Here is a 13,695-nt window from a genome sequence, read left to right as displayed (position 1 = left end):
TCAGTCCTCCCCAGCCTGGTCGAAGAGTGGCAATGAACCTTTCCCGTTGCGGGAGGCGCTAGGCGCCGGCGGTTCCCCGGGCTCAGCTATTGGCAGGTTCTTCACGTTGAGCGAATAGTCGTCGCGACCCCATTCGCACTTGGCGAGAATCGCAGTCGGAATCTTCACCAGCGTGAGATTCTCAAAGGCCTCGGGATTGGCGTTGAAGGCCTTGCAACAGACGAGCAACGATCTGTCCGGCCCGACATCCTCGGAAATCCTCCGGCAGGCGTCGTGTGTTAAGCTCTGTGTGGTGACATAGATGAAGTCGTTCTCTGTCGAATAGCCGTGCCGCCAATATTCATCAGCGCTTTGCGAAGGCGCGTAGGTGAAGCCCATATGCCGGCACAGTGCCTCCGCGAGCATTGTCGCGTTATAATCTTTCGCTATAACCCAGTTGCCGTATTTGTCGTGGGCCAGAAGTGACGGAGCAAGCTTGTAGTAGCGGAACCCGCCGCCACCTTTCCACCCGACCGTTTCCGTGACCCCACCAGCATCGTCGCCGTCGATCACTTTCTTCAGGCGCGGAACGATGTGCGTTTGAGCATGGTCGCCAAGCTCGGCCATAATCCAGCGTCGACCCATCTTTTGAGCTACCGCTCCGGTAGTGCCAGAACCAGCGAACGAGTCGAGCACCAAGTCACCAGGTGTAGTTGCGAGTCCGATAATGCGGGCTAAAAGCCGCTCAGGCTTTGGCGTGCTGAATGGATCTTCGCCAAAAATCTTGATAGATTCTTGCTTAGCTTCTTGCGTATGGCCGACTTCTTCGTGCGACCAAAACGTCTGTGGAGTTATTCCTTCCTTCAACTCAGAAAGAAATCTCTTTATCTGTGGAATTGCTGTCCCATCTTTTCCCCACCATATCCTATTGTCTCGGTGTAAAGCCCAAAATTTACTTTCTTCAACCCGCCAGTAATTCTTGTTCGGCGGACCGGGGATAACTCTTCCCGACGGCGACGTGATCGAATAAATACCCTTGCTGTAGAAGTTTCTCGCCGACAAGTCTCCCGGCTTCCAGCGTCCTCGAGGGTCGTTGTCCGGGTTTTTATACGCTGCGTTTTGCTTATCTGACCTTGCCATTTGGTTTGGTGACCAGCGATCGCCATTTTTTGCATAAACAATTACGTAGTCATGATCTTCCGAAAAATGGCGCGCTGTGGATTTTGGCGAATAGTTCTTGCGCCATATTATGGTAGCTACGAAATTCGCACGTCCAAACACCTCGTCACACAGCACCTTAAGATAGTGCGCCTCGTTGTCGTCAATGGTGATCCAGAGCGAGCCGTCGTCTGACAACAGAGTCCTTATCATCTCCAATCGATCGCGCATTAGGCTAAGCCACAGAGAATGCTCTAGACCGTCGTCATAGTGCGTGAAGGCACTTCCGGTGTTGTATGGCGGGTCGATGAAGACGCATTTGATTTTGCCGGCAAAATCCGATTCCAGCGCCTTCAGTGCCAGCAGGTTGTCCCCGCGAATTAGCATGTTGTCGAAAATGTCGACCTCTGATCGACGAGCCGCCGCGTGATACGACAAAGCCGGGTCTTCGATCAGGATACGAGGCTCAAGTTTCGGCCGCTCGTCCTTGCCGATCCAGGTCAGTTCAAGCTTCTGTTTTTTGGCCATTGAACTTCTTTTTTCGCTCTTCCCATATGCGCCGCTTCTCCCGAAATTCGGCGCTTAGTTGATTCTTTGTAGGCCGCTTCGCCTGCTTCGGCGCGCGAGTTGGTTTAACCTTGGCTGTGTCGCCGTTCATACCGCGAACCTTGGCGTCCTCTCGCGCACCGCTAAGCGGGGGCGAAGGCACGACCGATATCGAGGTCAGCGGACCCTCAACTGTTGCCTCAACTGAAATGCCAGGGCCGGCCGGGGCTCCGTGTCGCAAGCGAATGCGCCTGAAGGGTTCCACAGTTCGGCTGATATAAACGGGACCAATGTGCGGATCGGGAGTCAAGAAGGCCGGCAGCGTTTTCGGTGTTGCCTCTTTGCGGTCGCGCACATGGCGAGCGGTCCAGCGCACGGTATAGAGATGTTCGACTTCACCGTAGCCGGTTAACGCATCCATTATCTCAGCCTCCGCGTCCGCAATGACGGCCCGAATGGACCTTGTCTTCTCGCGCAGCCAGCGCACCGCGTCACCCTGCTTGGCTTCTAATAAGGCGATCTGTTCTTCTGCGGCTTTCCGCTGGGCTAGATCAGGATCCCCGGTTCGTAGCCAGCGCCGAAGGTCCGCGATATAGGCGTCGGTTCGGGCCAGACTCTCACTGCCGCGTCTTACAAGTCGTGCGATCACTTGCTCCGAATCTGTTTCCTTTTCTTCCAACATCGCCAAGTGCTTGAGGTCGCATGTGCCGAGAAAATCCCAGTAGAGGGCGTCTGACGCGATTTCGAGTTCGTCAGGCGGCAGGTCAAATACCTCGCTTGGAGTAGAGCACCGCATTTCGAAGAATTTCGACGCAAGCCAAGGGGAAATCGGATCGCCTTCCTCATTGACACAGGCGACCAGGGGCGACGACCATGCACTAAACGGGGTTTCCAGGGTGGCGCGCGAGACCATGAGCCAGCCCGCGCGGTAACGAAGCGAGCTCACCTCCCAGGCGGGACCCGGGTAGGAATCGAGATAAAACTCTGTCTCGACCGGAACTGCTCCAAACCCCTCTAAAGCAACTCCACACCGATCAAACACGGCTACCGGACCGACCAACGTATGGTGAAAAGCAGGTCCTTCTTGGGCTGCCGGTTCAGACTTTCAGCGATCTCGTCGAGCATGTCGGACGCCTGCTTGCGCACGTCCCGCCGCCGCTCATGTTTCGAGAGCTTCAGGTCGTCCATCTCACCCTCTAGCTTCTTGATTTTGCGCCCTAGGTCGAGCTTCTGCTCCATTGAGGCATCAGGTGAGCGGCGCTCCTTGCGGAGACCCTTTATCTCAGCGTCGAGCACAGCAATCTGCGCGTCGAGCTCGATCTCGATGTCCTTGGCGTAGTTGTCCAGCCGGGTTTCCTCTTCCTCGAGCCAACGGAAATTCTGTTTCTTGACGCGATCCGAGAAGGCTGAAAACTGTTCGTCCTCGATGCTCTGAAGGCCAGGAGAATGAAGGGTGTCCCGAATTTCCTGGGCTCTTGACGGAACCATGAGCAACCGGTCGGCTGTCTCTGGGGGGATCGCAATGCCGTCATCCGTTACACACGAAAGCAAGAGCTCCTCGCGTGCTGAGTTGTGCGTCCGAATTTGTGCCTTCGAGACGCGCAGCAGGCCTGACTTGCCAGCTAAATTCTTGACGTCGGCGAGCTGTCCAGGAAAGGGATAGTCTGCCAGGTTGAACAGCAAAGATGTCGGGCTCGACGGTTCGCCTCGAACCTTTGCCTTTTCGACAATCTCCGTCGCGAGATTCCCGTCTGAGAGTCGAAAGAACTGCCAATCGTGATCATCGGCGTCGGGCCATTTGGTCGTCCAGGTTTTGCCTTCGTAATCGAACCTGAAGATCGCGTCATGGTGAAACCTGGCACCCATCAACTCGGCTTGCGCCACAATGATGAGGCGCCGTGTGAAATCATCCACTGCGTTATCGAGCTCTCCTTTTCGGCCCTTCAGCCGAGCGACGACATCTTGATCAAGATGCTCAAGCACTTTAGCCCGCGCGGACTGCATGTCGGAATCGATGCGATCCTGCAGCGTAGAGGTCAGGGCGTCGAACTGCTGAACAATTTCAGCCTCGGTTCGGCTGGACTGGACGATGCCCAGAACGCGCTGCTCAAAGTCGACACCGCGTTCGATCGTGCCGAGAACCTCGTCGCTTGAACCGAACACGCCACTAAAGAGCTTGAATTTCTGAGCAAGCAATTCGTAGATCCGCTGCTCGGCCTGGTTCTTTCGGTTCAACATATTCACGACGGTAACATCGATCTTCTGACCGTAGCGATGACAGCGACCGATGCGCTGCTCGACGCGCTGCGGATTCCATGGGAGGTCGAAATTGATCAACAAGGAGCAAAATTGCAGGTTGATACCCTCAGCGCCACTTTCAGTAGCTATGAGGATCGTCTTGTCCTTGCTGCGGAAGGCCTCGACAATCGCCGCTTTCATGTCCGCGGTGCGCGAGCCGGAAACCCTGTCCGTGCCGGCGTGATCTTCTCGCCAGGCCTGATAAAGAGATTTGCTGACAGGGTCGTTGTTCGACCCATTGAGAAGCACAATCTGACTGTCGTAACCGTTGGCCGATAGTAGCTCGCTCAGGTATTTCTGCGTGCGGACACTCTCCGTGAAAATCACGGCTTTGCGCTGGCCGCCCTTGCTCGAGATGGCATCGAGGATGCCGGGAAGCTGCGTGAGGAGCTTTTCACCCTTGGCGTTCTGTCCTATCGACTCGGCCAGGGCCAGAAACGACTTAAGCTCGTCCAACTCGACTGCCAACAAAGCCGCATCAATGACTTGTTCTTCGCCGTCCTCTTTCTCCTCTAGCTCCTCGGCGATCTCCGCGATCGTATCAATGTCGTCCGTAATGGTCTCGTCGACGCGTTGGCGTTTCTCCAAACGTTCGATCAGGGACCGGAGGTAGCCAGTCACGGCAAAAGTGGATGATCCGAGGATTTTGCGGACCTGAAGCACCACGAGTTGATTGGCACGGTCGCCATAAGAGATAGTGTCCTTGCGCTGCAGGAAGGTCGACACCTTCTCGTAGAGCTGCACCTCGAGGCTGGGCGGCTCGAAATCGAACACGACGGCGTTTCGCTTTGTGAAGTTGATATGTCCGGCCTCTTGGACCTGGCGGCGCAGCGAGCGGAAGCAGACGGGTATTAGGCGCTCGCGGAGCGCCTCGAGAGATGCTGGCGTGGCGCGAGCTCCAGTGTAGAGGGTCTTGAAAGCTTCTTCGCCGCCGAAATGATTATCGTCAATCATCGACACGATGCCAAAGAGCTCCATAAGGGAGTTCTGTAGCGGCGTGGCCGTAAGCAGAACCTTGAACGGATCCTTCAAGGCGTCTTTCAAAAGCTTCGATCGGAGAGCACCCGGCTTGTAGACGTTGCGCAAACGATGTGCTTCGTCGAACACTACCAAGTCCCACTTGGTCAAGGCGAGTTCATCGGCGCATCGCGCCGCAAATTCGTAGCTGGAGATGATGATTCCAGGAGCATCGCGGAACGGCTTGGCGCGGCCCTCCTTCTTCAAGACCTTGTAGGTAGCTGACTCCAAGATGGTCGCCGGCAGCGAAAACTTCTCGCGCAACTCCTGCTCCCACTGCTTGCGCAAGGAGGCCGGGACAATCAAAAGGATGCGGCGTTTCTGCTCAGCCCATTTCTGGCCCATAATGAGACCAGCTTCGATGGTCTTGCCGAGCCCCACCTCATCGGCAAGAAGAACGCCTTTCGATAGCGGGGACTTCAGGGCGAACAGCGAGGCTTCGACCTGGTGCGGGTTCATCTCCACCCGCGCCGCGGTCAAAGAACGCGTGAACGCATCCTGGTCGAAGCCGTCAAGGGTGATGCGATGGCTGTGGTAGTGGCCTTGAACACTCGTATATGACGACAAAATTTCCCAAGCCTCATTTCACTCGAATCAGACCGCGAAAGTCGGATTGAAGACACCCCGGCGATTTCTACTAAGTCGGTCAGACTATCGCAACCTGACGAAGACGAAGTTCGAGCACTTTCATCTTCTCTCAGCTATTTTTGGCTACGCGGCCGGTTTAACCTCTATTTGGTTCGAACGCGCCACGGGGCGAGCAGCTGTAAGGACCGACCATTACAGAGCTGTGATTTTAGAGTTCATACGGCGGCAACTGAGCCATCGCTGCCGCCTTCGCAGCAATCGTCACGTCTCCATACTCATCACCCGCGGTGCGTCCGGCATGCCCTTGGATTGCATCCAGCGTGCGGTCCGCAATGCCCACCTCGCGGCCGACCGTTTTGAACCGATGGCGCCAACCATGGCTGGGGCTTACGCCGTCAGGAATGACTTTCTGCGCCTGCAACCACTCGCTCACCCGACCGGCGACTGTTCGGGCCGGAAGCGATCCATCCTTCTTTTTCGTAGCGGGATAGAAAAGCGGCCCATCGGCAGCATCACTTACAAAGTCCATAAAGCCAAGGTCCACGAGCTGTTGGTGCAATGGAACGTCACGATAGTTGCCCGCCTTGACGGAACCAGCGTCAGGTGCGATCCGAACTACCGGAACGCCTTTCTCATAACGAAAGTCCTGCTTACGGAGCTGGGTGATTTCGGCAATTCGAGCGCCCGTATGCGCGCACAAGATCGGCGACCACCGTTTGGCTGCGGTCGTTTCGGGCGCTTCGCGCGTCCGCGGATTATCGGAGTGTTTTGGCTGGTAATCCCGAGCCAGCTTCAAAACGGCAACAGCCTCGTCCGTGGTGAAGCCTTGTTCGCGCGAGCGCTGTTTTTTCGAAACCTTGATGCGCACCTTCTCCGCGACGTTTGTTTCGAGCCGATCGTTGTTGACTGCCCACTTCAAGACCGTGCGAACGGAGGTCAGGTAGACGTCACTGACGGTCTTGCTCGCCAGGACTTTCAGGTTCGCATCCTTCCACTCCAGCAAGTTCTGCTTGGTGAGCCTGCGAGCGTCGTCGTGGCCGATGAACTTTGACAAGTTGGCGAAAACGGGTGACCACCGCTTACGTGCCTCCCTGCCCTTCCCGTCGGCAGCGCGCTCATTCAGGTAGTCAGCAAGCAAGCCTTTCAAGGAAACCGGCTCACGGTCATCGGTTGCTGGCTGCGCGGTCGTCAGCAGCGGATGCGAGGGGCTACCAGTGAAGTCTCCCTCGTTTCGCTCGCCACGCCTCGACAACGCCTCATAGCTCGAAACGCAAAGAGCTCTTGCGATTTGGCGCCATTCCGCGCTTCCCTTGGGCGCCGCGTGATTGCCTAAAGTTCGGTAGCGTTCGATTCGATCCCCGATTAGCAGTTCAAGCTGGTCATCAGAAAGCTTTCCTGAATAGCCGTCGCGGAAGGGCTGGCCCTCATCATATCCCACGTCGAAGGACGCATACTGGTGATGGTTTGCACGAATCTCTTCGTCAAAGGTCAGCTGCGCCTGGTAGTCTCGTATCGCGATTTGAGGTGCGGACAGCGGATAGCGCCCGGTGGTTATAGATCGCTCGCCAGCCTCAACTGCCCGGCGCTCGCCGAGTGCTATCTTGTGCTGTAGGGCTGCGACCGCCCCAGGGAGCGTCTTCAACGCCGTCCGGTAGTCAGGCCCGAGGGCCGTTCGCAGCTCCGTCTTGCCTTCCATGTAGGGACGCAGCTCGTTCGGAATGACGAGCCGAGCGAAATAGCGACCATCACGATTTAGGAGATTTCGAACGCGGCCAGCCACTGATCCATCCGGTTTGTTACGGTTTTTGTAACGCCATAATGGACACGAAGCCTTGCATGTCAAGGGCTTCAGCGATTTCAAAGGGATAGGCTGGTGCTGCGAGAGAGGATTGAACTCTCGACCTCTCCCTTACCAAGGGAGTGCTCTACCACTGAGCTACCGCAGCCTGCGATGGCGGCGCTTCTGCCATATCGAACCGGCAAGCGCAAGGCCAAGAAAAACCCAAAGCGTCGCATCTGATTCTTGGCCGCCATTAAGCGGTTTGGGGCGGTATGCGCGGCCGATCCACAGCGTGAAACCCGCCGGACGGCCTGCTTTCATGACATTGCCGGGCCAAAATGCTACCCATTGCGGAATAGCAGCCGGCTGACCGGTCAGGGATTGGACGATGGGCGAGAAGACAAATCCACCGAAAAAGGGCGAAGCCGTGCACAAGGAACGGCTGGCCGAAGCGTTGCGCGCCAATCTGCAGAAGCGCAAGGCGCAGGCCCGCTCGCGCCGCACCGGCAGTGCCGATCAGCGGCCGGAAGGCTTGCCGGCTGCTGGAAAAATGCACAAGGACTGACCAAATCAGCCATACTGCCCGGCCATGGTCGGTCCGGTTTCAGGAAAATCCTATTTCTTGAACCAAGCCGGCCAATGGTCTAAGCCGGGCGCATCAACCGATTGAACCGGCCTGTTCTGGCCGAGGGGACGTTTTCTAATGGATCGCATCAGAATTGTCGGCGGCAATGAGCTGGCCGGTACCATTCCGATCTCGGGCGCCAAGAACGCGGCGCTGCCGCTGATGATCGCCTCGCTGCTCACCGACGACACCCTGACGCTCGAAAACGTGCCGCATCTGGCCGATGTCGAGCAGCTGATCCGCATCCTCGGCAACCACGGCGTCGACTATTCCGTCAACGGCCGCCGCGAGAGCCAGCAGAAAGGCTATTCGCGCACGATCAATTTTTCCGCCCGCAACATCGTCGACACCACCGCTCCTTACGAGCTGGTGTCGAAGATGCGCGCCTCCTTCTGGGTTATCGGGCCGCTGCTTGCCCGCATGGGCGAGGCCAAGGTGTCGTTGCCCGGCGGCTGCGCCATCGGCACGCGCCCTGTCGACCTGTTCCTCGAGGGCCTGCAGGTCCTTGGCGCGGAACTCGACGTCGACAATGGCTATGTCCTGGCCAAGACCCGGAATGGCCGCCTGGTCGGCAATCGTTACGTCTTCCCGAAGGTTTCGGTCGGTGCCACCCATGTGCTGATGATGGCGGCCTCGCTCGCCAAGGGCGAGACGGTGCTCGAAAACGCCGCGCGCGAGCCGGAGATCGTCAATCTCGCCGAATGCCTGATCGCTATGGGCGCCAAGATCCACGGCGCCGGCACCTCCACCATCACCATCCAGGGCGTCGAGGCGCTGTCCGGCGCCCGTGTCCGCGTCATCCCCGATCGCATCGAGACCGGCACCTATGCCATGGCGGTGGCGATGACCGGCGGCGATGTGGTGCTGGAAGGCGCGCGGCCCGACCTGTTGCAGACGGCGCTCGACGTTCTCGTCGAGACCGGCGCCGAGATCACGCCGACCAACGAGGGCATCCGCGTCAAGCGCAACGGCGCCGGCATTGCGCCGGTCGACGTGACCACCGCGCCCTTCCCCGCCTTCCCGACCGACCTGCAGGCGCAGTTCATGGGCCTGATGACCATGGCCAAGGGCAAATCGCGCATCACCGAGACGATCTTCGAAAACCGCTTCATGCATGTGCAGGAGCTTGCCCGGCTCGGCGCCCACATCACGCTTTCCGGCCAGACGGCGATCGTCGACGGCGTCGCCAAGCTCAAGGGCGCTCCCGTCATGGCGACCGATTTGCGCGCCTCGGTGTCGCTGGTGATCGCCGGCCTTGCGGCCGAAGGCGAGACCACGGTCAACCGCGTCTACCACCTCGACCGCGGCTTCGAGCGGCTGGAAGAGAAGCTCTCGGGCTGCGGCGCGGTGATCGAGCGCATTTCGGGCTGACGTACCGCGGCATTCTTTCCCAGCGGTTGCGCCGAGCGGAAAGACCGCATAACAGAACGTTGCATTGTCAACGTTCAGGTGCGTATTCCGCATGGCTCTCAAGCTCATCGCGCTCGACGATCAGGATCTGAGCATCGTCTCGGCGCATGTCCAGGACGCCGTGATGAAGGTCTCCGACCTGGAGTACCTGCCGGCGGCCAAGCGCTTCGTGCTGACCATGAACCGCTTCGTCTGGGAGGCGAAATCGGGCCTCTTTCGCCAGCACAATGAACGGCGGCAGAGCGTTCTGCATTTCGACCGCGTGCTCGGCGTCAAGACCAGCGGCATTCAACGCGACAAGCCCGCCGAAGTGCTGTCGCTGCTGGCGATCAGCTTCATTGCCATCAGCAAGCCGGCCGGCATCGTCGAATTGGTGTTTTCGGGCGGCGGCACCATCATGCTCGACGTCGAATGCGTCGAGGCACGGCTTGCCGATGTCGGCGGCGCCTGGGAAGCCACCTCGCGACCTGTGCACAGAGGCTGACGATGGCCATCACGCTCCGCCAGACCGATACCGATTTCGAGCAGCGCTTTTCGGCCTTCCTCACCACCAAGCGGGAAGTGTCGGCCGATGTCGAGGCCGTGGTGCGCGACATCATCTCCCGCGTGCGCGCCGAAGGCGACAAGGCGCTGATCGACTACACGCTGAAATTCGACAAAGCCGATCTCGGCGCGCTCGGCATCGCCGTGTCGAAGGACGACATCGCCAAGGCCTATGAAGCGGCCGATCCGGCCACCGTCGAGGCGCTCAAATTCGCGCGCGACCGTATCCGTTCGCATCACGAGCGGCAAAAGCCGAAGGACGACCGCTACACGGATGCCGCTGGCGTCGAGCTGGGCTCGCGCTGGACGGCGATCGAGGCCGTCGGCCTTTATGTGCCCGGCGGCACGGCGAGCTATCCAAGCTCGGTGCTAATGAACGCCGTGCCGGCCAAGGTCGCCGGCGTCGAGCGCATCGTCATCGTCGTGCCGGCGTCGGGCGGCGTCATCAATCCGCTGGTGCTGGTGGCGGCCGACCTTGCCGGCGTTTCGGAGATCTACCGCGTCGGCGGCGCGCAGGCCGTTGCGGCGCTTGCCTATGGCACCCAGACGATCAGGCCGGTCGCCAAGATCGTCGGTCCCGGCAATGCCTATGTCGCGGCGGCCAAGCGCCAGGTGTTCGGCACGGTCGGCATCGACATGATCGCCGGACCGTCGGAAGTGCTGGTGGTGGCCCGTGCCGACAACGATCCGGACTGGATCGCGGCCGACCTTCTGGCGCAGGCCGAGCATGATGTCTCGGCGCAGTCGATCCTGATCACCGACAATGCCGAATTCGGCAGGGCGGTCGAGCAGGCGGTCGAACGCCAGTTGCAAGTCCTGCCGCGCGGCGAGACGGCGGCCGCCAGCTGGCGCGATTTCGGCGCGGTGATCCTGGTGCCGACGCTCGATGCCTCGCTGCCGCTGGTCGACAGGATCGCGGCGGAACATGTCGAGCTCGCCTTCGACGATGCCGAGGGCTTCCTTTCCAGGATGCGCAACGCGGGCGCCGTGTTCATTGGCCGGCACACTCCGGAAGTGATCGGCGACTATGTCGGCGGCTCCAACCACGTGTTGCCGACAGCACGTTCGGCGCGTTTCTCCTCGGGCCTGTCCGTGCTCGATTTCGTCAAGCGCACCTCGATCCTGAAGCTCGGGCCGCAGCAGCTCAAGGCGCTGGCGCCCGCCGCGATCGCGCTTGCCAAGGCGGAGGGGCTCGATGCGCATGCCCGCTCCGTCGCGATCCGGCTGAACATGTAGCGATGCCCGGCCGCGACCAAACCCGCCACAGGCTGACCGACGTCGAGCTCGACGAAACGATCGGACGTTCGACGCCCGACGTCGAGCACGAGCGGGCGGTGGCGATCTTCGATCTCATCGAGGAGAACAGTTTTCGGCCGGTCAACGACGACGGCGCGGGTCCTTACAGGCTCAAGCTTTCGCTGGCCGAGTCGCGCCTGGTCTTTGCCGTCAGCCGCGAGAACGGCGCCGAGGTGGTCACCCACATCCTGTCGCTGACGCCGCTCAGGCGCATCGTCAAGGACTATTATTTGATCTGCGAAAGCTATTACGAGGCCATCCGCTCCTCGACGCCCAGCCATATCGAGGCGATCGACATGGGGCGGCGCGGCCTGCACAATGAGGGCTCGCAGACCCTGATGGATCGGCTCGCCGGCAAGATCGAGATCGACTTCGACACGGCGCGGCGGCTGTTCACGCTGGTCTGCGTGCTGCACTGGCGGGGCTAGATCAGGATGACGTTTCGTTGAACCGCCGTCCTGGTCCAGCTCTTTGTTGGAGCATGATCTTTTCCAAAAACCGGTTCCCACTTTTTGGGATCATGGTCTTTTGTTGGCGCATGATCTCTTCCGAAAACCGGTTCCCACTTTTTGGGATCATGGTCTTTTGTTGGAGCATGATCTTTTCCAAAAACCGGTTCCCACTTTTTGGGATCATGCTCTAGTGCCGGCCGCCCTGCCCCACTCGATCCTGTTTTTGTGCGGCATGAACGCCGTGCGCTCGCCGATCGCGGAGCAGCTGGCGCGCCGCATGCTGCCTGCCACCACCTTCGTCGCTTCGGCCGGCGTGCGCGCCGGCGAGCGCGATCCGTTCGTCGATGCGGTGCTTGCCGAGGACGACCTGTCGCTTGGCGAGCGCCAACCCCGGACGCTGGAGGATCTGGAGGATGATTATTTCGACCTGATCGTGACGCTGGCGCCGGAGGCGCACCACGCCGCGCTCGAGCTCACCCGCTCACTCGCCGTCGAGGTCGAATACTGGCCGATGCCGGACCCGACCGACACCGGCGGGACGCGCGAGCACATCATGGCGGCCTATCGCGACGTGCGCGAGCGGCTGAAAACGCGCATAAGCCGACGTTTCCTGCTTCCAGAGGCAGCAAACGCCACGGATTAAGCGTGTTCACAAGCGCACGATTATCATATAGGTTCCGCCGCAATTTCCAGCCGGGTGCTGGAACTACCATCCAAGCAAAGGTATCGAATGCCGAAGGAAGAAGTCCTCGAGTTTCCAGGTGTGGTCACCGAACTGCTCCCCAATGCGATGTTCCGCGTGAAGCTCGAAAACGAACATGAAATCATCGCCCACACGGCCGGCCGCATGCGCAAGAACCGCATCCGCGTGCTGACCGGTGACAAGGTCCTGGTCGAGATGACGCCTTACGACCTGACCAAGGGCCGCATCACCTACCGTTTCAAGTAGCAAATCGGCGTTAAGCACGATGAGCATCCTGCAGAAGCTCGTGCTTGCCTCGGGTTCGCCGCGCCGCATCGAACTCTTGCAGCAGGCCGGCATCGAGCCGGACCGGGTGCTGCCCGCCGATGTCGACGAGACGCCGCAGCGCGCCGAGCATCCGCGTTCGCTGGCCAAGCGCCTGTCCAAGGACAAGGCCGAGAAGGCGCTGGCCTCGCTGAAAAGCGAGGAAGATTACGCGCCCGCCTTCATCCTCGCCGCCGACACGGTGGTGGCGGTGGGGCGGCGCATCCTGCCCAAGGCCGAGACGATCGACGACGCCATCAATTGCCTCGGCCTGCTCTCCGGCCGCTCGCACCGCGTCCATTCCGGCGTCTGCCTGATCACGCCCGGCGGCAAGCTGCGCCAGCGGCTGGTGGAGACCAGGGTGCGCTTCAAGCGGCTGCCGCGCGAGGAGATCGACGCCTATGTCGCCTCCGGCGAATGGCGTGGCAAGGCCGGCGGCTATGCCGTGCAAGGCCTGGCCGGCTCCTTCGTGGTCAAGCTGGTCGGCTCCTACACCAATGTGGTCGGCCTGCCGCTTTATGAGAGCGTGGCGCTGCTTTCCGGCGAAGGCTTCAAGGCGCACAAGAACTGGCACGTCGCGCGGCCATGAGCCTGGACGACAAGGTGACACCGCTTCGGCCGAAGCGGCCCTGCCCCGAATGCGGAAAACCGTCCTCGCGCGAGCACTATCCGTTCTGCTCCGCGCGCTGCAAGGACATCGACCTCAATCGCTGGCTGAAGGGCGCCTATGTCATCCCCGGCCGTGAAGAGGAAGACGAGGACAGCCCGAAGCCTGGCCCCAAGGACGAGGGCTAAGCGCCAGCGGCACGCCCCCTTCTAAACCGCGTCGCGATCTTTCAGATCGCTCCATGCGCTTTAGGTTTTGATTTTACGCATGTCTTTATCCCGAAACCGGTTTCCACTGCGGGAGACATGCTTAGGGTGGTTGCGGGCAATCAGATCCCGGCTTTGCCGGCAAGTGCGATTGCTCCTTTGCCGACATCGTTCGAACCCCATT

At 59.9% G+C, this 13,695-nt stretch carries 13 protein-coding genes and 1 tRNA gene; 9 read left to right on the top strand and 5 right to left on the bottom strand.

Annotation, left to right across the window (positions count from 1 at the left end):
* The 5 genes from EJ068_RS22870 to EJ068_RS22850 all read right to left on the bottom strand — a co-directional run bounded on the left by EJ068_RS22870 (position 1) and on the right by EJ068_RS22850 (position 7,532).
* Positions 1 to 1,665: a site-specific DNA-methyltransferase gene (locus EJ068_RS22870; RefSeq protein ID WP_129554871.1), complete on the bottom strand. Its 1,665-nt coding sequence runs from the start codon at positions 1,663 to 1,665 to the stop codon at positions 1 to 3.
* Complete coding sequence (locus EJ068_RS22865) at positions 1,643 to 2,596, bottom strand: hypothetical protein (RefSeq protein ID WP_129554870.1); 954 nt, start codon at positions 2,594 to 2,596, stop codon at positions 1,643 to 1,645. Before EJ068_RS22865 ends, EJ068_RS22870 begins: the two co-directional genes overlap by 23 nt.
* Positions 2,597 to 2,727: 131 nt before the next feature.
* Positions 2,728 to 5,565 carry an SNF2-related protein gene (locus tag EJ068_RS22860; RefSeq protein ID WP_245463199.1) on the bottom strand — a complete coding sequence of 946 codons (2,838 nt, stop codon included), beginning with the start codon at positions 5,563 to 5,565 and terminating at the stop codon, positions 2,728 to 2,730.
* A gap of 229 nt (positions 5,566 to 5,794) precedes the next feature.
* Complete coding sequence (locus EJ068_RS32765; RefSeq protein WP_189512549.1) at positions 5,795 to 7,366, bottom strand: tyrosine-type recombinase/integrase; 1,572 nt, start codon at positions 7,364 to 7,366, stop codon at positions 5,795 to 5,797.
* 91 nt (positions 7,367 to 7,457) lie between these two features.
* Positions 7,458 to 7,532: transfer RNA gene (locus EJ068_RS22850), tRNA-Thr, on the bottom strand.
* Positions 7,533 to 7,754: 222 nt separating this feature from the next.
* Here EJ068_RS22850 and EJ068_RS32760 point away from each other — a divergent pair.
* The 9 genes from EJ068_RS32760 to yacG all read left to right on the top strand — a co-directional run bounded on the left by EJ068_RS32760 (position 7,755) and on the right by yacG (position 13,493).
* Positions 7,755 to 7,931, top strand: coding sequence for a hypothetical protein (locus EJ068_RS32760; protein WP_189341867.1), 177 nt, complete (start codon positions 7,755 to 7,757; stop codon positions 7,929 to 7,931).
* A 138-nt stretch (positions 7,932 to 8,069) separates the two neighbouring features.
* Complete coding sequence (gene murA / locus EJ068_RS22845; protein WP_127251224.1) at positions 8,070 to 9,362, top strand: UDP-N-acetylglucosamine 1-carboxyvinyltransferase; 1,293 nt, start codon at positions 8,070 to 8,072, stop codon at positions 9,360 to 9,362.
* A 91-nt stretch (positions 9,363 to 9,453) separates the two neighbouring features.
* The gene (locus EJ068_RS22840; RefSeq protein ID WP_127251225.1) at positions 9,454 to 9,885 is read left to right on the top strand and encodes a DUF2948 family protein; all 432 of its coding nucleotides are present in this window, start codon (positions 9,454 to 9,456) and stop codon (positions 9,883 to 9,885) included.
* 2 nt (positions 9,886 to 9,887) lie between these two features.
* Positions 9,888 to 11,180 (top strand): histidinol dehydrogenase, encoded by a 1,293-nt coding sequence (gene hisD, locus EJ068_RS22835; RefSeq protein WP_127251226.1) that lies wholly within the window; start codon positions 9,888 to 9,890, stop codon positions 11,178 to 11,180.
* Between the two features lie 2 nt (positions 11,181 to 11,182).
* On the top strand, positions 11,183 to 11,668 hold the full coding sequence (locus tag EJ068_RS22830; protein WP_126079133.1) for a UPF0262 family protein: 486 nt from the start codon (positions 11,183 to 11,185) through the stop codon (positions 11,666 to 11,668).
* A gap of 214 nt (positions 11,669 to 11,882) precedes the next feature.
* Complete coding sequence (locus EJ068_RS22825; RefSeq protein ID WP_281058997.1) at positions 11,883 to 12,335, top strand: low molecular weight phosphatase family protein; 453 nt, start codon at positions 11,883 to 11,885, stop codon at positions 12,333 to 12,335.
* An 87-nt stretch (positions 12,336 to 12,422) separates the two neighbouring features.
* Positions 12,423 to 12,641: a translation initiation factor IF-1 gene (gene infA / locus EJ068_RS22820; protein WP_006200926.1), complete on the top strand. Its 219-nt coding sequence runs from the start codon at positions 12,423 to 12,425 to the stop codon at positions 12,639 to 12,641.
* Between the two features lie 19 nt (positions 12,642 to 12,660).
* On the top strand, positions 12,661 to 13,287 hold the full coding sequence (locus EJ068_RS22815; protein WP_126079134.1) for a Maf-like protein: 627 nt from the start codon (positions 12,661 to 12,663) through the stop codon (positions 13,285 to 13,287).
* Positions 13,284 to 13,493, top strand: a complete 210-nt coding sequence (gene yacG, locus EJ068_RS22810) for a DNA gyrase inhibitor YacG (RefSeq protein ID WP_126079135.1) — start codon at positions 13,284 to 13,286, stop codon at positions 13,491 to 13,493. Before EJ068_RS22815 ends, yacG begins: the two co-directional genes overlap by 4 nt.
* Positions 13,494 to 13,695 lie beyond the last annotated feature (202 nt).

The sequence above is a fragment of the Mesorhizobium sp. M2A.F.Ca.ET.043.02.1.1 genome (assembly GCF_003952405.1).
In the GTDB taxonomy this organism is placed as follows: Bacteria; Pseudomonadota; Alphaproteobacteria; order Rhizobiales; family Rhizobiaceae; genus Mesorhizobium.
Note: the sequence above shows the minus strand (reverse complement) of the source record. Positions and strands in the feature narration are given on the sequence as shown.

Excerpts from the sequence above, each read along its gene's own strand:
- EJ068_RS22865 (WP_129554870.1), bottom strand. The coding sequence starts at position 2,596 with ATGGTCTCGCGCGCCACCCTGGAAACCCCGTTTAGTGCATGGTCGTCG.
- EJ068_RS22870 (WP_129554871.1), bottom strand. The coding sequence starts at position 1,665 with ATGGCCAAAAAACAGAAGCTTGAACTGACCTGGATCGGCAAGGACGAG.
- murA (WP_127251224.1), top strand. The coding sequence starts at position 8,070 with ATGGATCGCATCAGAATTGTCGGCGGCAATGAGCTGGCCGGTACCATT.
- EJ068_RS22815 (WP_126079134.1), top strand. The coding sequence starts at position 12,661 with ATGAGCATCCTGCAGAAGCTCGTGCTTGCCTCGGGTTCGCCGCGCCGC.
- hisD (WP_127251226.1), top strand. The coding sequence starts at position 9,888 with ATGGCCATCACGCTCCGCCAGACCGATACCGATTTCGAGCAGCGCTTT.
- EJ068_RS32760 (WP_189341867.1), top strand. The coding sequence starts at position 7,755 with ATGGGCGAGAAGACAAATCCACCGAAAAAGGGCGAAGCCGTGCACAAG.
- yacG (WP_126079135.1), top strand. The coding sequence starts at position 13,284 with ATGAGCCTGGACGACAAGGTGACACCGCTTCGGCCGAAGCGGCCCTGC.
- EJ068_RS22840 (WP_127251225.1), top strand. The coding sequence starts at position 9,454 with ATGGCTCTCAAGCTCATCGCGCTCGACGATCAGGATCTGAGCATCGTC.
- EJ068_RS22830 (WP_126079133.1), top strand. The coding sequence starts at position 11,183 with ATGCCCGGCCGCGACCAAACCCGCCACAGGCTGACCGACGTCGAGCTC.
- infA (WP_006200926.1), top strand. The coding sequence starts at position 12,423 with ATGCCGAAGGAAGAAGTCCTCGAGTTTCCAGGTGTGGTCACCGAACTG.